Consider the following 17757-nt stretch of genomic DNA (forward strand, 5'->3'; position numbering starts at 1 on the left):
AATAACCAACTTCTCCAACTTTTTCGACCTGGTACCGGTTATGATCTTCGTAACAATTTATTGATATAAATAGGAAAGAGGGGGAACCCCCTCTCCGTTTTTATTTATGCCCTCAAAGCATAAAAAGCATTAAATAAGTTGTTGTATAGTGTAAGCCAAAGGCTGATACAGACTGGATAAATTTAATGTCAAAGATACATTTAACACCGCTTATAAAGAAGCACTGCCTTCTTTCAAATGTTTAATACATGTTAATACTTAAATTATCCTGAAGAAAAGTTTATTCACTACACGGCCATCGATTTCAGCAACCCGGCTGGTGACAATTGGGTGTAATCTGTTATGTATTGAATTATATTATTGTAGGAGGCAAATTCCTCTTTTTCATGCATGGTGGTAAGCACTACCGAAGGCATGCCTGCATTCAGTGCCGCTTCTACCCCTTTGGGTGCATCTTCAAACACCAGGCAATTGGCGGGGTCAATACCTACCAGTTTGGCTGCCTTAAGATAAGTTTCGGGATGTGGTTTGCTGGTTTGTACATCATCGGCGCTCACAATGGCCTTGAAATAATGCCTGATATTCAGGTTGTCGAGCACAAAATCAATGTTGAACATAATGGCGGCAGAGCCTATGGCCATGGGAATGTTCAGGGCATGTGCTTTCTCCAGGAACTGGTGTAGGCCAGGTATCAGTTGCAGGTGCGGTTTGTACTCCTGTTGATAGCGTTTTTCTTTTTCTATCGAAAGCTGGTCCATTTCTTCCTGGGTGAACCGGTCTTTGCCAAACACGCGGATCAATAACTCCTGGTTCTTGCCATACATGTGGTGTTTGGTTTCGTCCCAGCTTAAATTAGCGTCCAGATCATCGTTTAAAATATGATACCATGCCTTTAAATGAAATTGCATATCGTCGATCATGGTTCCGTTCAGATCGAATAAAAAAGCCTTATCCATAAAATTCCCCGTGCATTTAATAAAAAACACCGCAAAAGTAAGGCATCAGCCTCGTTTTGCAGTGTAAAACACAAACACAAATATTTATCCTTCGGTTCCGCTCACAAGTGGGAGCGCATGCTTCGCTGATCCTCAAATAGTAAAGCGCACCTGCATGCGGCAGCCGCGACCGGGAGATGATTCTATTTTAACACGGCCATTGAACAATTCTGTTCTGCTGATAATATTGGTAATACCGATCCCTTTTCGTTTCAGGGTGGTATCAAAACCTTTGCCATCGTCAGCAATGGTTACCTGCAGCAAGCGGCCTTTTTGAATGATAGCGATCTGAACTTCCGATGCTGCTGCATATTTTATGGTATTGTTCAATTGTTCCTGTACGATCCTGAATATAGTCATTTTCAGTTTATCATCAAGCTGTTGTTCATCGGGCACCGAAAAGTGCAGGGAAATGGTGAATTGCTGCACCAGCCTGATGTTTTCAATAAGGTCGTTCAATGATAATTCCAGCCCCACTTCCTTATGGAACATTTCGGTCATTGCTTTTGACAAACGCCTGATCTCTTCTACGGCGCTGCTGATGGTTTCACCACTTTTTTTGATCATACTTTCAGTCATTGCCGGTGAATCTTTGGCCACGTTCAGGTATAACCGGGCAGTGGTGAGCACCTGGGTGATGTTATCGTGCAACTCGCGGCCCAGGGTTTCGCGTTCTTTTTCCTGTGCATCAATCACAGCTTTGGCGATCTCCTGCTGCTGCTTGATCTTTTCTTCGACCAGTTGATTTTGCAGGTTGATCTTTTCTGTGATGTCATTGACCACTACCAGCCAGGCATTGCTGCCTTTATAATTGATAGCATGTGAACGAACTTCTACAAAAATGGCTTCCTTATTCTTTTTAATATGCTTGCGCAATACAGGTTGGCGGTTGATATGAGCTATACTGGCAAAGGATTGTAGCAGCTCCTGCTTTTCTTCGGATGACATTATTTCAAAGGCCGTCATTTGCATAAACTCCTTGCGGCTATAGCCATACAGTTGAACTGCGGCTTCGTTCACTTCAACAAACTGTAAGTCATCGGCAGCGCATACGCAAATAGGGAGCGGACTTTTATAAAACAGATTTTTGTATAAGTATTCAGACTCCCTTGTTTTTTCTTCGGCTCTTTTCCGTTCGGTGATGTCGCGGAAGTTTCCCACCAGTGCATTCATGCCCGGTACTTCTAACATGTTCGATGCAAGGCCCTGCACCCATCGTTCGTTATGGGCTTTATCGAATATTTTAAGATCGATCGTAAACAATTCATCAGGGTGTTGCATCAGGTTCTGCAGCAGTTCGCCCACGGCCGGTAAACTATCGGGGTGAATGAACGAACACACGTGGCGGCCTATATAGTCAGGTTCTTCATAACCAAGGATCTTTTTCGATGAGGGCGATCCATAAAAAATATTGCCCTCCGCATTCGCCATGGTAATGATGTCGGTGCTGTTCTCGATCAACGATCTGAATTTCAATTCGCTTTGCCGCAATGCTTCTTCGGCACTTTTTCTTTCGGTAATATCCTGGGCCCAACAGGAAAGCGCAATGATGTTATTCCCTTCGCGTACGGGATTCACCGCGATCTCGAAGAAAACAGGTTTCTGCTGAATAGTCAACTGATGGGTAAACCGGCATGCCGAACCATTGAAGGCCGCTTCGTAAATGGCCGGCCAGGGAAGTTGTTGTGTATCATCGAGCAAAGCGGTAAAATCAATTAGTTCGCTGCCCGGCAACACTTCTTTACCTGTGTACTGTTGAATAACATTTCGAAGATGTATGTTACATACTATGTAACGAAGATTTTTATCGATGATCCAGGTGTAGCCTTCCGTATTTTCAATGACGCCATTTAATATAGCCGCAAATGGCACTGGACGCCTGGTATTAGCTGACTGCATAGTAGCATTACTATGCGAAACAGATGAGGTTTGCATAAATAGTAATAATTAAATCGTCAATAAACTCACCATTTCCATGGGTTACATGAAAACACCAGTCTGGTTTGGAAGGGATTAATTGCTACTAGTCAGAGAGAATGATGACTACTGGTTGGAAAATCACTGAGCCTTTTTGAACGAATGTATCGGGAACCTGTTTTGTAAATTTAAAGAAATATATTAATCAGACTGCATTAACGGTTATAAATCTTATCTATTGTTTCTTCAAACATTTCATTGGCAGTCCTTCTTTCTTTAGTACGCGAACTATTTTCATAGTATTTACGGCTGTTGCGGCGAAATGGTTGTGCATCCTTCATAATATGTTTCAAAATGTTTTTACGACGCAATCGCTTACTTCCCAGTAATTTTGGCGGCATGAACACTTCTATTGAGAAGCAGGTGATTGCTAAGGGGGCGGCCCGGTTTTCGATTGGGTCATTGTTTTTTATTGCCGGTTTGTGTTTCGCCAGTTGGGCTTCGCGTATTCCTGATATAAAGGCGCACCTCAATTTAAGCGATGGCGCACTGGGGGCTGTTTTACTGGCGCTTCCGGTGGGACTCATGGTCTCATTGCCATTTTCGGGCTGGCTGGTGCATCATTTTGGCAGCCGAAAAATGGTATTGCTATCGGCAGTGTTGTATCCGCTTGTTTTATCGTGCATTGGGCTGGTGCAGGAAACCTGGCAGTTGGTAGTTGTTTTGTTTTGCTATGGCCTCATGGGTAATTTATACAATATAGCTGTTAATACACAAGCTGTTAGTTTGGAAGTATTGTACGGCCGCTCCATCATGGCCTCCTTTCATGGCATCTGGAGCCTGGCTGGTTTTACCGGGGCTGCTATTGGTACCCTTATGATCAACCTGCGTTTACTGCCATTCACTCACTTTTGTATTATTACCGGTACTGCCTTGACGTTTGTATGCCTGGTGTACCGCAATACCCTGCGACAGGATATTAATGCCGATACCGACAGGCCTTTGTTTGCAAAACCCGATGCTACTTTATTAAAACTGGGTTTAATTGCCATGTGCTGTATGGTTTGCGAAGGCGCCATGTTCGACTGGAGCGGGGTATATTTTCAGAAAGTGGTGCTGGCGCCCAAGGGATTGATACCGTTGGGGTATACGGCTTTTATGAGCACGATGGCGGGCGGGCGTTTTGCCGGCGACAGGCTGGTAACCCGCCTGGGTACACTTCGCATGTTGCAATGCAGTGGTTTGGTAATTGCCAGCGGCCTGGTGATCGCCATTACATTTCCCACCCTGGTTACTGCCACATTGGGTTTTATGCTGGTTGGAATTGGGGTGTCATCAGTAGTGCCGCTGGTATATGGGGTGGCCGGAAAATCAACCGTGTTCTCACCGGGTGTTGCCCTGGCAGCAGTTTCCACTATTGGTTACCTTGGTTTTCTGGCGGGGCCGCCAATGATCGGGTTTATAGCGCAGGCGGCTAGTTTAAGAGTTTCCTTAGCTTTTATAGCTGTGCTTGGTTTTATGACAACGGTCATTTCGTCGAAGACGAAGTTTTAATTATTTCATCAGCATGGCTACCTGTTCCCCAATGATTGGCGCCAACGCAACCCCCATTCCACTCATTCTTACCGCACAAAATACATTGGGCGATACTTCTTTCACGATCGGGAGTTTTTCATTACCCATGCCCATGATGCCGCTCCAGCGATCGGTGATCTGGTACTCATATCCGGGCAGAATATAGGTTTTCAGAAAATGTTCCAGCTCCTGTTGAATGGTGTTGGTGATCGTAAGCTCGGTAGTAGTTTCTTCTTCAAAAGCTTTATTACGCGCACCACCCAGCAACACACGGTTGCCCAGGTTGCGGAAATAATAATACCCTGCATCAAAATGAAACGTGCCTTTGAGTGGTAAATGCTCAATAGGGGAGGTTACCAGTACCTGCCCACGTGCGGGCACAATGTCGAGCGTAGGCAACAACTGCCGGGCAAAGGCATTGGTGCATATCAGCAGTTTGCTGGTGCGCAAATGAATGAACTGGTTCGTATATAATTCCACGTGATCATTTATTTTTTCGAACCCACTGATCTCAATGGCATTTAATACGGTAACGCCCATCGAATGCACTGCCTGTAACAGGGCCTGGCATAATTTGCCGGAATGCAAATAACCTTCCAGCTTGTTCTCAATTAAGTGGGTTACATGATGCAGGCCTAATTTGCCGATCTTTTTATTGGCTTGTTTAAAGGTTTTCTTTTTACCGGTTATGTCGTGTAATAGTTTGTTCAACCGGTCTGTTTCATGGTCCAGTTCTTCCTTTTGCCAGCGATCATTACCGGTAAATAATTCATAGCCGCCGCACCCATCAAAATCAATAGCAGCGCTTTTAAACACTTTTTGAATACGTTGCAATCCTTTATAGCGCATTTCAACCAGTTGCAACATATTATCTTCCCCGAAGCGGGTAGCATCTTCAACCAGTTCGGTAACGCTGCCAAAGCAGGCAAACCCCGCATTGCGCGTACTGGCGCCGGTGGGAATAATGCCTCTGTCGACAATGGCAACAGAAAGCGTTGGATCATTTTTTTTAAGATACCAGGCGCACCATAAGCCCACGAGGCCACTGCCCACGATGATCACATCTTTTGGCGCATAAAAGCTTTCTTTTTCCCAGACAGATATTTGCATTTTTTTAATTTTACGGCCTTAATCTTGCATAATTTAACGAGTAAACAATTGATGATGAAAAAAATTATCCAATTAGTATCCTGTGTAATACTGTTGACCGGCTGCGAAAGTACGCAGCAGATCCTTAAAACGATAGAACCCTACGCCACCGGCGCCAATGGCCAGTTGACCAGTGCTGAAATTGCCTCCGGACTAAAGCAGGCGCTTGAAGTGGGCGCCCAGAATTCGGCCAGTCAGCTCTCTGCCCTCGATGGTTTTTTTAAAAATGCCGCTATAAAAATATTGTTGCCGCCCGAAGCACAGAAGGTGGAAAAAACTTTACGTGACCTGGGTATGAGCAGTTTGGTTGATAAAGCCATTTTATCGGTGAACCGGGCTGCGGAGGATGCCGCCAAATCGGCTGCGCCCATTTTTGTTGATGCCATCAAAACCATGACCATTCAGGATGCATTGGGTATTTTACAGGGTGGCGATTTTGCCGCTACCAATTACCTGAAATCAAAAACAACAATGGCGTTAACCTCGGCCTTTAAACCGGTTATTGAAAGCTCGCTGTCGAAGGTGAATGCCACTAAATACTGGTCAGATGTTTTTAATACCTATAATAAATTTGCTACGAACAAGATCAATCCCGACCTGTCGGCGTTTGTAACCGGTAAAGCCATCGATGGTATTTTTTACCAGGTAAGTCTGGAAGAGCAGAAGATCCGCAAAGACCCCGTGGCGCGGGTGACAGATCTGTTGAAGAAGGTATTTGGGAGCAAGCAGGCGCAGGGTGGGAGTTAAAATGAAAAATTACAAGCGAAAAATAATAAAGGAGAATTGATGGAAATATGGGTCTTTAATGGGGCGAAAAGCCATTTCCCCAGCGGAGTATTCAGTAAAAAAGAGATTGCTGATGCCTGGATCGCAAAGCATAAGCTTACTGGCGTTCTTACAAAATACCCGGTTGATGAGGGTGTTTATGACTGGAGCCTGGCGAATGGCACCTTTAAAATTAAAAAGGAAGAACAAACAAAACCGGAATTCATTCAACGGTTTTCTTCAGCCTCTCAGGAACATTATCATTATGAGGATGGTATAGAAGAATGATACTTTGCCGTTACACCATAAAAAAAAGTCCCGACACGTCGGGACTTTTTTATTTCTATGCTAATTCTTTAGATGTGAATTGCTTCACCATAAGCTACTTCGATAGCTTCTTTAATGTTCTCACTCATGGTTGGGTGAGGATGGATGCTATCCAGTACTTCGTGGTAAGTAGTCTCCAGTTTGCGGGCAACTACAATTTCGGCGATCATTTCAGTTACGTTGTAACCGATCATATGCGTGCCAAGCCATTCGCCGTATTTGGCATCGAAGATCACTTTTACGAAACCTTCGTTATGTCCGGCAGCAGAAGCCTTACCGGCCGCGCTTAACGGGAATTTACCTACTTTAATTTCATAACCGGCATCTTTAGCCTGTTTTTCAGTTAAACCAACTGAAGCGATCTCGGGGTAGCAATAAGTACAGCCTGGTACGTTGCCGTAATCGAGTGCTTCGGGCTGGTGGTTGTATTTCTTTTCGCTGTAAGCAATGCTTTCCACGCAAATGATACCTTCTTTCGAAGCTACGTGCGCCAATGCCTGACCAGGAACACAATCGCCAATAGCGTAAACGCCTGGTACGTTTGTTTTGTAATATTTGTCTACAGCTATTTTACCTTTCTCTGTTTTTACACCGAGCTCTTCGAGACCGATGCCTTCAACGTTGGCAGCAACCCCTACAGCGCTCAATACTACATCAGCTTCGAGGGTAACTTCACCTTCTTTGGTTTTTACTTTGGCTTTAACGCCGTTGCCGCTGGTATCAACGCTGGTAACTTCTGCGCTGGTCATAACCTCAATGCCGGTTTTCTTGAAGTTCTTCAACAGTTCTTTTGAAATTTCTTCATCTTCAACCGGAACGATGCGGTCCATGAATTCAACGATGGTCACTTTAGTGCCGAGTGCGTTGTAGAAATAACCGAACTCAACGCCAATGGCACCACTACCTACCACGATCATACTTTTGGGTTGCTGAGGCAACACCATGGCTTCGCGGTAGCCAATGATCTTTTTACCATCTATTTTCAGGCTGGGCAATTCGCGGCTGCGTCCGCCGGTAGCCAGAATAATATGTTTTGCTTCAACGATCTGTGTTTTGCCGTCGGTACCTTTTACTTCGATCTGGCCTTTGGCTTTCAGTTTGCCATAGCCCATGATCACATCGATCTTGTTCTTCTTCATCAAGAACTGAACGCCTTTGCTCATTTTGTCGGCCACACCGCGGCTGCGTTTTATTACTGCCGAAAAATCAGCGGTACCTGTAGCTTCGATACCATAATCTTTTGCGTGCTTAATGTCTTCGAACACCTGGGCGCTTTTCAGCAGGGCTTTGGTGGGAATACAGCCCCAGTTCAAACAAATACCACCCAAACTTTCTTTTTCAATTATAGCGGTTTTGAATCCCAGTTGAGATGCCCGGATAGCTGCCACATATCCGCCGGGGCCGCTTCCGAGAACTACTACGTCGTATGCCATTTCGATTTACGATTTTTAGATTTTACGATTTTTCTGATCCTTCCGGCAGTATTCTATTACTGACTTTCTATATCAGGTTCTAATAAAGCCCTGCGAAGCTACTCGAAAATGAGAAAAGAGCAAAAAAAAGGGACTATTGCAGTGCCGGGGCTATGACAATAATTTTTATTGTGTTACATATTCCTTTTTTATACACAGGCTTCAAAAAATAGTTAATAACCAATTAAATGGTGAATGCAGGTTGGTTCAATTTGTTAACTTCAACCTGTCCCGCCATCCGGGATTAACAACCCCAGCTATGAAAAAGTTTATTCGGGCCATTGTAGCTATAATAGTGGTGATAATTGTAAGCTTTTCGGCATATGCGTTTATTTCGGGCCGAACCTACCTGTTCGAAGCCGTGTGGTATAATTTTGCCGATATCGACGATTATCAAAAGTTCTCCAATAATACCGTAGTAACGGGCGAACCGCAACCCTGGGCGCTTTCTATCGATTATAACAAAAATCCACTGCCGGTTGAGCTCAAAAAAATGCTTGAAGACCTGGAAACCATTGCAGTGCTGGCTATAAAAAATGATTCTATCCTGTATGAGTACTACTGGGATGGATACAGCGATTCTTCCCTGTCGGGCTCGTTTTCGATGGCCAAAAGTATTACCGGCCTGCTTGTTGGCGCGGCGGTTAAAGAAGGAAAAATACAGTCGCTGGAGGAACCGGTAGGCAATTACCTGCCCGAATTCAGGACGGGCGAGAAGGCCAAAGTGCGCATAATCGACCTGCTTACCATGAGCAGTGGCAGCAACTGGGACGAGTCCTACGCCAATCCGTTTTCGGTTACCACAGAATTATATTATGGACATAATGCATATAAGGTGGCAACCGGGGTTTCCATTATTCATTCGCCCGGAACGCTGCATGTGTACAAATCGGGCGATACCCAACTGCTGGGGCTCATCGTGGAAAAAGCCACCGGCAAATCGCTCAGCGCCTATGCTTCGGAGAAATTGTGGCAAACAATGGGCGCCGAACATGCGGCTTTATGGAGTACCGACCAAATTGGCGGAAGCGAAAAAGCCTATTGTTGCTTCAACTCCAACGCCCGGGATTTTGCCCGGTTGGGCAAGCTGATGCTCGACAGCGGCCGGTGGAAGGGGTATGACGTAATTCCCATTGACTACTACAAGCAATCTATAAAACCCTGTATGATCCCCGATGAAACAGGCAAGCCCTGTAAATATTATGGCTACCAATGGTGGATCACACCCAGCCACCCCGATATCTTTTATGCCCGTGGCATTCTGGGCCAGTACGTCATCGTTATTCCTTCAAAAAAAACGGTCATTGTACGGCTTGGCAAAAAGCGTTCCGGCGAACGGAAAGATAATGCACCTGCGGAAGTTGATGCATTGATACAGTGGGGATTAAGACTGTAACCGTACGTGTAGTTGAAGGAAGTTGCTTCGGGATGTTTTTCATACCTTTGCGGCTCAATTTTTATTATGAAACTGGATTTACTGGCCATTGGCGTTCATCCTGACGATGTGGAACTGAGCTGTTCTGGCACAATCCTCAATGAAATTAAACAGGGTAAGAAAGCAGGTATCCTCGACCTTACGCAAGGCGAACTGGGCACCCGGGGAACTATTGAAACCCGGTATGCCGAAGCAGCCAAAGCAGCCCAGATCATGGGAGTGCATGTACGCGCCAACCTGAAAATGCGGGATGGTTTTTTCAAAAATGATGAAGAACACCAGTTGCAGCTGATTCAGGCTATCAGAAAATATCAGCCTGAAGTGGTGCTGGCAAATGCCCTGGAAGACCGTCACCCCGATCATGGGCGTGCGGGACACCTTATTGCAACCGCCTGTTTTTTATCGGGTTTGGCAAAAATAGAAACCAAGGATGAGAATGGTAGGCCGCAACAACGCTGGCGCCCGAAATATGTGTTGCATTATTTGCAGGACTGGTACCATGAGCCCGATTTGCTCGTAGATATTTCGGATGTATTTGAACAGCGCATGGAGGCCATTAAAGCGTATACTACACAATTCTTCAATACTGATAATGGTAATGAAGGGCCGCAAACCTATATTTCAACACCCGATTTCCTCGATAGCGTAATTGGCCGGGCCCGCATGATGGGAAAGCGTATTGGCGTAAAATATGCGGAAGGATTTATTTGTGAGAAGAAGATCGGGATCAGGAATCTGGATGCGTTATTGCAGGTTGAGACCTAAACAGAAAAGTTAACAACTTGATAAGGTAGCAGCTTAACAATTTGGAAAGTTCCTTGTTATAATGCGGAAACTTAGAACCCAGCACAAAAGAAAATGACAAAAGTAAAAATAGGTATGGTGCAAATGAGTTGCACCAATGATAAAGAAGTAAATCTGCAAAAAGCGATCGCCAAAGTACGTGAGGCAGCTGCCAAAGGCGCCCAGATCGTTTGTTTGCAGGAGTTGTTCACCTCGCTGTATTTCTGCGATGTGGAAGATTATGAGAACTTCAAACTGGCTGAGCCCATTCCCGGTCCTTCAACAGAAGCACTTAGTAAAGTGGCAGCGGAAACAGGTGTGGTGATCATTGCTTCCCTGTTCGAAAAAAGAACGCAGGGTATTTATCATAACACCACTGCGGTGCTCGATGCAGATGGTACCTATTTGGGTAAATACCGTAAGATGCATATTCCTGATGACCCGGCGTATTACGAGAAGTTCTATTTTACGCCTGGTGATCTTGGTTATAAAGTATTCAAAACCCGTTTTGCTACAATTGGTGTGTTGATCTGTTGGGACCAATGGTATCCCGAAGCAGCGCGCATTACTGCGCTGATGGGTGCTGAGATCCTGTTCTACCCAACTGCAATTGGCTGGGCTACCTCACAGGATTCGGAAACCAATATTGAGCAATACAATGCCTGGCAAACCATTCAACGCGGGCATGCCGTGGCCAATGGCGTGCATGTGGTGGGGGTAAACCGGGTTGGACTGGAGCAGAACGGCGCCATGAAATTCTGGGGCGGTTCGTTTGTGAGCAATCCGTTCGGCACCATTTTATACCAGGCTTCGCACGATAGGGAAGAAGTGCATGTGATGGAATTGGACACCAATTTAACTGATCGCTATCGCACACACTGGCCTTTTATGCGCGACCGCAGAATAGATTCCTATCAGCCGATCACCAAACGATTTATTGACGAAGAATAAGCTATTAGTTGAACTCAATAACTAACAAACTGAATAACTGAAAAACTCAGGAATCAACGAGCCAAGATGAAGTCATTTCAACTCCCGGATTCACCGACACCCAAGGAACTAGGATATTTCTTTCCCGCCGAATTTGCGCCGCATACAGCCACCTGGCTGAGCTGGCCGCATAAGGAAGCCTCATGGCCCGGTAAAATTGAAAGTATTTATCCCAATTACAGTCAGTTCATAAAAGAAGTGGCGCTGGGTGAAAAGGTGTGCATTAATGTGGTTGATGATGCCATGAAAGCATTTGCCATCAACTGCCTGCGCCAGGCCGGTGCCAACCTGGGGAACATCCAGTTCTTTATTCACCCTACCAATGATGCCTGGTGCCGTGACCATGGTCCGGCCTTTTTGATAAATCCCAAAGCCGGTATTAAAAAAATAATTGTTGACTGGGGGTACAATGCCTGGGGCGATAAATATCCGCCTTACGACCTCGATGATGTTATACCTACTTTAATTGGCAAACATTTTAATATTCCCGTTTACCATCCCGGCATTGTGATGGAAGGCGGCTCGGTAGAATTTAACGGACAGGGAACCTTGCTGACCTCGACAGCCTGTTTGCTAAATCCTAACCGTAACCCCCACCTGAACCAGGCGCAGATTGAAGCATACCTGTATAACTATTATGGCATAGAACAGGTCTTATGGGTCGATGAAGGAATTATAGGCGATGATACCGACGGCCATATTGATGATACCGTTCGTTTTGTAAATGGCAATACGGTGCTTACGGTGATAGAAGAGAACAGGAAGGACGAGAATTACGAACTGTTACAACATAACCTGCGTCAGCTGAAACAAATGCGGTTGTTAAACGGCCAGCAATTGAATATCATCGAGCTACCCATGCCCGATGCAGTGGTGCATGAAGGGCAACGTTTACCAGCCTCTTACGCCAATTTCTATATTGCCAATGCGGCAGTCATTGTGCCTACATACCGTTGCGCCAATGATGATAAGGCCCTACAAATTATTCAGCAAAGTTTCCCCGATAGAAAAGTGATAGGTATTGATTCAACCGATATCATTTGGGGACTGGGAAGCTTTCACTGTTTGAGCCAGCAGGAGCCAGAAGCAGTGGCCCTCTAAAGGTGAGTAAGAAAGTAATTAAAAGTAAACCGGTCTCGTTTAAGCGGGGCCGGTTTCTTTTTAATGGCAACTTTATTAAAATAAAACTGGCAACCAGTAACTCCCAGTCACCAGCTGCCAGTTTATTGTCAACCGTCGTCCTAAAGAATGTTCTCTAAATATTTATACCCCGAACCGGTATTCAACAACAATATCTTCTCCGCACGTTGAACCACGCCATCGTTCACTAACTGCAATAACCCTTTCCATAAAGCGCCGCCTTCGGGTGCTATGATCAGTCCTTCTTCGCGGGCGATTTCTTTTACGGCTGCTACCATCCCGGCATCAGTAACGGCCAGGGGTAATCCCTTGGATTCGCGCAATACCTGCAGTATCATGTTTTCGGCAAAAGGATTGGGCACAGCCAGTCCGTTAGCGAGTGAAGGTTTACCAACATAATTCTTTGCATTGGGTTGTAGTCCTTTCCAGGTTTGAACCACGGGTTCACAGTTCTCTGCCTGTATTGCATACATCCGGGGAAGTTTATCACCGATCCAGTCCAGCTGTTGCATTTCTTTAAATGCCTTCCACATACCAATTAGGCCCGTACCACCGCCGGTAGGGTAGAGGATCACATCGGGCAGCGTCCAGTTAAATTGTTCGGCTATTTCATACCCCATTGTCTTTTTCCCTTCAAGGCGGTAAGGCTCTTTCATGGTGGAGATGTCGAAACAGGCTATGCTCTCTTTCAACTGCGCTACTTTCTTAGCGCAATCGCTGATGAGTCCGTCAACCAGTATCAATTCAGCGCCATACAATTCACATTCATCTTTAAATACCTGGGGCGTATGCCGGGGCATTACTACAATTGCTTTCATCCCCGCTTTGGCGCAATAGGCTGCCAGCGCGCCGCCGGCATTACCCGCCGTAGGAATGATACAGGTATGTACGCCAAATTCTTTTGCTTTTGAAACTGCCGCACTTAATCCTCTTGCTTTGAATGAACCGGTTGGGTTTTTTGATTCATCTTTCAAGAACAAATTCGGCAGTTCGTACTGTGCCTGTAAATGTTTTAATTCAAGTATGGGCGTCATGCCTTCGCCGAGGCTCACAATATTTTCTTCTTCAAAAATGGGCAATACTTCCTTATACCGCCACATGGTAGCCGGCCGGTTGTACAGCACCGTTTTACCGGGTGCTTCAGCCAGGTTATATTCAGCCACCAAAGGCTGGCGGCAACAGGGAGAAAAAGTTTGCAGCTCAAACGCACTGTATACCTTTCCGCATTGCGAACAGGCCAGTTGGGATAACGAAGTAAGTGGTTGTACTGTTTTCATTGTACTGTATTGACAAAGTAAAAGTAACAACCTGCTACGAGGGAAACGATACCGTTTGCTTATACGCTATAACTTTTTGTTATAGTGACTGGTGGCCAGTTTAATGAAGAGTTGGTTGATGCGGTCGGTTTCGGAACCGCGTCGCTGCATAAAATAAAAAGCGCGGTGTATTTGTAAACCTGGAATGGATAACCGAACCAGTTCGCCATTCTTTAATTGCCGTGCAACGGAGCGCAGGGGTAAAAAGCCAAGGCATACATCATCGAGCAGAAAATTCTTAAGGGCTTCGGTTCCGCCCAAAACGATCTTGTGCTGCAGATCGGCAATGCTTACTTTACATTTTTGTAAAGCTTCTGTAACGGCCAGCAGCGTGCCCGAACCTCTTTCGCGTAAAGCTACGGGTATGCTTTTAAGGTCTTCGGGTGTAATATTCTTCTTCTTCACCAGATCACTTTTGGCGCTGCACACAGGAATTACTTCATCTGTTAAAAAGAACTGATATTTCACAGAAGTGATGGTGTTGCGCCCTTCGGTAATGGCGAGGTCGATCTCATGATCGAGCAGGGCCTTTAATATGTTCTCTGAATTGCGGTTGATGAGCGTGAGGTCTATATTGGGATATTGCTGATGAAAGGCGGAAAAAACGGGCGGTATCACATACAGTGAAATGGTGGTGCTGGTGCCCAGCGTAAGCGAACCACGGGCCTGCTGCAGGTTCTTTTGTTTGGTAAGCTCAAACTCCAGCTGCCGCTGCAACTCGCGGCCTTCAACAACATATTCAAGTAATATTTTGCCTTCGCTGGTAAGCGATACCGAATTGCCTTTGCGTTCGAACAGGCTTACCTTATAGTGTTTTTCGAGCGACTGTATATGTTTGGTAATAGCCGGCTGACTGATATATAAAATGTCAGCGGCTTTGGAAAAGCTCAGGTGAGTGGCTACTTCGAAAAACACTTCGTGACTGTAACTAAGCATACATTCCTGTTTCTGCTGCCAAAAAAAGGCGCAACTTTTCAGCTACGCCTTTCCTGAATTATTTATGAGCCTTATTCATGTATTGCTACAATGGGTACATGGCTGTGATAGGCGAGCTTTTTGGTATGGCTGGTCTTGAACAACCCACTCAGGAATGAGCGGTCTTTGGGCACTATCACGATGAGGTCGATATTCCTGTCTTCTACAAACTGGCTGATGGCGTCAAAGAAATCATACTGCCTGATGAAATAGAATTCGGGCGCATAATTCTTGAGCATAGCTTCCAGTTTGGCTCTTTCTGCCTTGTATTCATCGGTTAATTCTACATAGTGCTCGCTGTCGACATTCACTATATGCAGGCTGGGTTTAAAGAGGTCGAGCGTGGCTTTCAGCGGAGCCACGGGTATAGTGGTGTCAACATCTTTAAAGTCGCTCGCCAGCACCACATTTTTGATCTGGCGGTAATTGGCATCGGGCGGAACGATCAGTACGGGGCAGGCGCTCTCCTTGGCCATTTCGAGGGTATTGCTTCCCATAAAGATCTGCTCGAGGCGGGTGGCCCCGGTAATGCCCATGATCACCATATCAATTGCCTGGTGGCGTACATAGCGGGTAAGGGTCTCTACCAGGGAAGTACCTTTTTCCATAACAAACTCAATAGGTACTTGCGCTACAGCCAGCAATTCATCTTTCAACTGGCCAAGTGCCTGGGTGAGAATAACGCGGCGGTCGTCATCATCTTCGGTAAGGGGCGAACCATCTGAGCCGCCTGTGATCTTATCAGACACATGGATCAATATGATCTTGGCATTTTGAACGTCTGCAGCCAGTTTTGCGGCAAAAGCGGCCGCGTTCTTCGATGTATCAGAAAAATCAGTTGGAACCAGCAGTTTCTTCATGTGTATTTGATTGTTTTTGGGAAGTTACAAATTAATGATCATTCAATAAAGAGGATCAATCGTTTGCATTAATTTTCCGTAATGTTGGCGCAGAAATTCCCTTAATTTTAAACCAGTCACGAACAATAAACGCCTAATATGAAATCACTCAGCTTGTTATTTGCCAGTTTCTGGATGCTTGCTAAAGTTTTTGCTCAAACCTCCACTGATATTGCCATTATTCCGCAGCCGGTTTCCCTCGAAAAAACGAACGCCCGGTTCAGTTTAAATAACCAAACGAAGGTAACGGCTGATGCCAAAAATGCCGATGTGCAGCGCGTAGTGCGGTTTTTTGCTGACCAGGTTCACCTGGCTACGGGTTTTACCCTGGCGGCTGCCCCTGCAGCCGTTAAAGCCAATACAATTGGTTTTAAGCTGAACAAAACAGCCGACCAAACCCTGGGAAAAGAAGGGTATTTAATAAATGTAACCCCCACCAGTGTGCAGGTGACTGCCAACGATGCGGCCGGTTTGTTTTATGGCGTACAAACTTTATTACAATTGCTGCCCAAAGAAATTGAAAGCCATTCGGTGGCGAAAAAAACAGCCTGGGTCATTCCCGGCGTAAAGATCACCGATTATCCCCGTTTTGCCTGGCGCGGTTTGATGTTTGATGTGGTGCGCCACTTCTTTACCAAAGAACAGGTAAAAGAGTATATCGACGAAATGGTGAAGTATAAATACAATTTACTGCACTTACACCTCACTGATGACCAGGGCTGGCGCGTTGAAATAAAATCGCTGCCAAAGCTTACCGAAGTGGGCGCCTGGCGGGTCGATAAAACCGGCACCTTCGGCACGTTTACGCCACCTGCCGAAAATGAACCGCGTACCTACGGTGGTTTTTATACCCAGGACGATATAAAAGAACTGATAAAATATGCGGCCGACCGGTTTGTGAACATTCTCCCCGAAGTAGATGTACCGGGGCATAGTATGGCTGCCGTGGCTGCCTACCCCGAGTTGTCGTGCACACCCGGTACGTACCGCGTAGCCTCAGGCGAAAAGTTCATGCAATGGACCGATACCGGTTTTTATGCGCTCGTCGATAACACCCTGTGCCCGGCCAATGATAAAGTATACGAAGTGCTTGATAAAGTGTTCACCGAAATAGCACAGCTGTTCCCCTTTGAATATATTCATATGGGTGGTGATGAATGTGCGAAGAATTTTTGGGAGAAGAGCGACGCCATCAAACAACTGATGCAACGCGAGAACCTGAAAGACCTGCACGAAGTGCAAAGCTATTTTGTAAAGAAAGTAGAGAAGATCATTGAATCGAAAGGTAAAAAACTGATCGGGTGGGATGAAATTCTGGAAGGCGGTTTGGCTCCAAATGCTGCGGTGATGAGCTGGCGTGGTTCAAAAGGCGGCGCCGAAGCTGCCAAAATGCAGCATGATGTAGTGATGAGCCCTAACAACAATGTTTACATCGATCTGATGCAGGGCGATGGGGCCATTGAGCCGCCTGTGTATAAAACGGTGCGGTTAAAAGATTCGTACAAATTTGAACCGGTACCCGAAGGCGCCGATCCTAAATATATAAAAGGCGGACAGGCGAACCTGTGGACAGAACAGATCTACAATATGCGTCATGTGCAATATATGACCTGGCCCCGGGCTTTTGCGGTAGCGGAGTGTGTTTGGTCGCCTGCAGAAAAAAAGAACTGGAATGATTTTATACGCCGGGTAGAAGCGCATTTCGAAAGGTTCAATGTAGCCGAGATCAAGTATGCGCCCAGCATGTACGATGCTATCATCAATGTGAGCAGGGATGGCGATCAGCTGAAACTGGAGTTGAGCACTGAGGTGGAAGGACTGGATATCTATTACAGTTTTGATAATTCATTCCCCGACCGCTTTTATCCCAAATACAGCCAGCCGGTGAAAATACCCGTAGATGTGCAAAATGTTAGAGTGATCACGTACAGAGGCAAGGACCCAATTGGCCGCATGATCACGATCCCGATTGCCGAGTTGAAGAAGCGGGCCGATAAGAAGAAATAGAAATGGGAAAAT

The 17757-nt window shown here is 45.8% G+C and carries 16 protein-coding genes; 8 read left to right on the top strand and 8 right to left on the bottom strand.

The window, feature by feature from the left end:
- Nucleotides 1-287: 287 nt before the first annotated feature.
- The 3 genes from A3860_RS17275 to A3860_RS42110 all read right to left on the bottom strand — a co-directional run bounded on the left by A3860_RS17275 (nt 288) and on the right by A3860_RS42110 (nt 3253).
- Nucleotides 288-956: an HAD family hydrolase gene (locus A3860_RS17275; protein ID WP_081147982.1), complete on the bottom strand. Its 669-nt coding sequence runs from the start codon at nt 954-956 to the stop codon at nt 288-290.
- A 132-nt stretch (nt 957-1088) separates the two neighbouring features.
- The gene (locus A3860_RS17280; RefSeq protein ID WP_081147983.1) at nt 1089-2930 is read right to left on the bottom strand and encodes a sensor histidine kinase; all 1842 of its coding nucleotides are present in this window, start codon (nt 2928-2930) and stop codon (nt 1089-1091) included.
- A 197-nt stretch (nt 2931-3127) separates the two neighbouring features.
- Entirely contained in the window at nt 3128-3253 is a 126-nt protein-coding gene (locus A3860_RS42110; RefSeq protein WP_262497312.1) for a hypothetical protein, read from the bottom strand.
- Nucleotides 3254-3311: 58 nt separating this feature from the next.
- Here A3860_RS42110 and A3860_RS17290 point away from each other — a divergent pair, with 58 nt between their 5' ends.
- Nucleotides 3312-4466, top strand: a complete 1155-nt coding sequence (locus tag A3860_RS17290) for an MFS transporter (RefSeq protein ID WP_081147985.1) — start codon at nt 3312-3314, stop codon at nt 4464-4466.
- Here A3860_RS17290 and A3860_RS17295 read toward each other — a convergent pair whose 3' ends face one another.
- On the bottom strand, nt 4467-5597 hold the full coding sequence (locus A3860_RS17295) for an NAD(P)/FAD-dependent oxidoreductase (RefSeq protein WP_081147986.1): 1131 nt from the start codon (nt 5595-5597) through the stop codon (nt 4467-4469).
- 54 nt (nt 5598-5651) lie between these two features.
- Between A3860_RS17295 and A3860_RS17300 the strand changes: the two genes are divergently transcribed.
- Together A3860_RS17300 and A3860_RS17305 are read left to right on the top strand one after the other, a co-directional pair.
- On the top strand, nt 5652-6383 hold the full coding sequence (locus A3860_RS17300; protein ID WP_081147987.1) for a DUF4197 domain-containing protein: 732 nt from the start codon (nt 5652-5654) through the stop codon (nt 6381-6383).
- Nucleotides 6384-6422: 39 nt separating this feature from the next.
- On the top strand, nt 6423-6689 hold the full coding sequence (locus A3860_RS17305; protein ID WP_081147988.1) for a DUF7710 domain-containing protein: 267 nt from the start codon (nt 6423-6425) through the stop codon (nt 6687-6689).
- Nucleotides 6690-6757: 68 nt separating this feature from the next.
- Here the strand turns inward: A3860_RS17305 and lpdA are convergent, their stop codons facing one another.
- Entirely contained in the window at nt 6758-8161 is a 1404-nt protein-coding gene (lpdA, locus tag A3860_RS17310) for a dihydrolipoyl dehydrogenase (RefSeq protein ID WP_081147989.1), read from the bottom strand.
- Between the two features lie 298 nt (nt 8162-8459).
- Here lpdA and A3860_RS17315 point away from each other — a divergent pair, with 298 nt between their 5' ends.
- From A3860_RS17315 to A3860_RS17330, 4 genes are all read left to right on the top strand, one after another.
- Nucleotides 8460-9596 carry a serine hydrolase domain-containing protein gene (locus A3860_RS17315; RefSeq protein WP_081147990.1) on the top strand — a complete coding sequence of 379 codons (1137 nt, stop codon included), beginning with the start codon at nt 8460-8462 and terminating at the stop codon, nt 9594-9596.
- A 66-nt stretch (nt 9597-9662) separates the two neighbouring features.
- Nucleotides 9663-10400 (top strand): bacillithiol biosynthesis deacetylase BshB1, encoded by a 738-nt coding sequence (gene bshB1, locus A3860_RS17320; protein ID WP_081147991.1) that lies wholly within the window; start codon nt 9663-9665, stop codon nt 10398-10400.
- A gap of 93 nt (nt 10401-10493) precedes the next feature.
- The gene (locus A3860_RS17325) at nt 10494-11369 is read left to right on the top strand and encodes a carbon-nitrogen hydrolase (protein WP_081147992.1); all 876 of its coding nucleotides are present in this window, start codon (nt 10494-10496) and stop codon (nt 11367-11369) included.
- 66 nt (nt 11370-11435) lie between these two features.
- A complete protein-coding gene (locus A3860_RS17330) occupies nt 11436-12509 on the top strand; it encodes an agmatine deiminase family protein (protein ID WP_081147993.1) in 1074 nt (357 codons plus the stop codon).
- A gap of 140 nt (nt 12510-12649) precedes the next feature.
- Here A3860_RS17330 and A3860_RS17335 read toward each other — a convergent pair whose 3' ends face one another.
- From A3860_RS17335 to A3860_RS17345, 3 genes are all read right to left on the bottom strand, one after another.
- Nucleotides 12650-13825 (bottom strand): threonine synthase, encoded by a 1176-nt coding sequence (locus A3860_RS17335; protein WP_081147994.1) that lies wholly within the window; start codon nt 13823-13825, stop codon nt 12650-12652.
- Between the two features lie 66 nt (nt 13826-13891).
- The gene (locus tag A3860_RS17340; RefSeq protein ID WP_081147995.1) at nt 13892-14800 is read right to left on the bottom strand and encodes a LysR substrate-binding domain-containing protein; all 909 of its coding nucleotides are present in this window, start codon (nt 14798-14800) and stop codon (nt 13892-13894) included.
- A 71-nt stretch (nt 14801-14871) separates the two neighbouring features.
- On the bottom strand, nt 14872-15699 hold the full coding sequence (locus tag A3860_RS17345) for a universal stress protein (RefSeq protein ID WP_081147996.1): 828 nt from the start codon (nt 15697-15699) through the stop codon (nt 14872-14874).
- 138 nt (nt 15700-15837) lie between these two features.
- On the opposite strand from A3860_RS17345, the gene A3860_RS17350 reads away from it, so the two are divergent.
- Complete coding sequence (locus tag A3860_RS17350) at nt 15838-17745, top strand: beta-N-acetylhexosaminidase (protein ID WP_081147997.1); 1908 nt, start codon at nt 15838-15840, stop codon at nt 17743-17745.
- Nucleotides 17746-17757 lie beyond the last annotated feature (12 nt).

The organism is Niastella vici (genome assembly GCF_002077945.1).
In the GTDB taxonomy this organism is placed as follows: Bacteria; Bacteroidota; Bacteroidia; order Chitinophagales; family Chitinophagaceae; genus Niastella; species Niastella vici.

Coding starts and splice junctions, on each gene's coding strand:
- A3860_RS17275 (WP_081147982.1), bottom strand. CDS start 956: ATGGATAAGGCTTTTTTATTCGATCTGAACGGAACCATGATCGACGAT.
- A3860_RS17280 (WP_081147983.1), bottom strand. CDS start 2,930: ATGCAAACCTCATCTGTTTCGCATAGTAATGCTACTATGCAGTCAGCT.
- A3860_RS42110 (WP_262497312.1), bottom strand. CDS start 3,253: ATGAAGGATGCACAACCATTTCGCCGCAACAGCCGTAAATACTATGAA.
- A3860_RS17290 (WP_081147985.1), top strand. CDS start 3,312: ATGAACACTTCTATTGAGAAGCAGGTGATTGCTAAGGGGGCGGCCCGG.
- A3860_RS17295 (WP_081147986.1), bottom strand. CDS start 5,597: ATGCAAATATCTGTCTGGGAAAAAGAAAGCTTTTATGCGCCAAAAGAT.
- A3860_RS17300 (WP_081147987.1), top strand. CDS start 5,652: ATGAAAAAAATTATCCAATTAGTATCCTGTGTAATACTGTTGACCGGC.
- A3860_RS17305 (WP_081147988.1), top strand. CDS start 6,423: ATGGAAATATGGGTCTTTAATGGGGCGAAAAGCCATTTCCCCAGCGGA.
- lpdA (WP_081147989.1), bottom strand. CDS start 8,161: ATGGCATACGACGTAGTAGTTCTCGGAAGCGGCCCCGGCGGATATGTG.
- A3860_RS17315 (WP_081147990.1), top strand. CDS start 8,460: ATGAAAAAGTTTATTCGGGCCATTGTAGCTATAATAGTGGTGATAATT.
- bshB1 (WP_081147991.1), top strand. CDS start 9,663: ATGAAACTGGATTTACTGGCCATTGGCGTTCATCCTGACGATGTGGAA.
- A3860_RS17325 (WP_081147992.1), top strand. CDS start 10,494: ATGACAAAAGTAAAAATAGGTATGGTGCAAATGAGTTGCACCAATGAT.
- A3860_RS17330 (WP_081147993.1), top strand. CDS start 11,436: ATGAAGTCATTTCAACTCCCGGATTCACCGACACCCAAGGAACTAGGA.
- A3860_RS17335 (WP_081147994.1), bottom strand. CDS start 13,825: ATGAAAACAGTACAACCACTTACTTCGTTATCCCAACTGGCCTGTTCG.
- A3860_RS17340 (WP_081147995.1), bottom strand. CDS start 14,800: ATGCTTAGTTACAGTCACGAAGTGTTTTTCGAAGTAGCCACTCACCTG.
- A3860_RS17345 (WP_081147996.1), bottom strand. CDS start 15,699: ATGAAGAAACTGCTGGTTCCAACTGATTTTTCTGATACATCGAAGAAC.
- A3860_RS17350 (WP_081147997.1), top strand. CDS start 15,838: ATGAAATCACTCAGCTTGTTATTTGCCAGTTTCTGGATGCTTGCTAAA.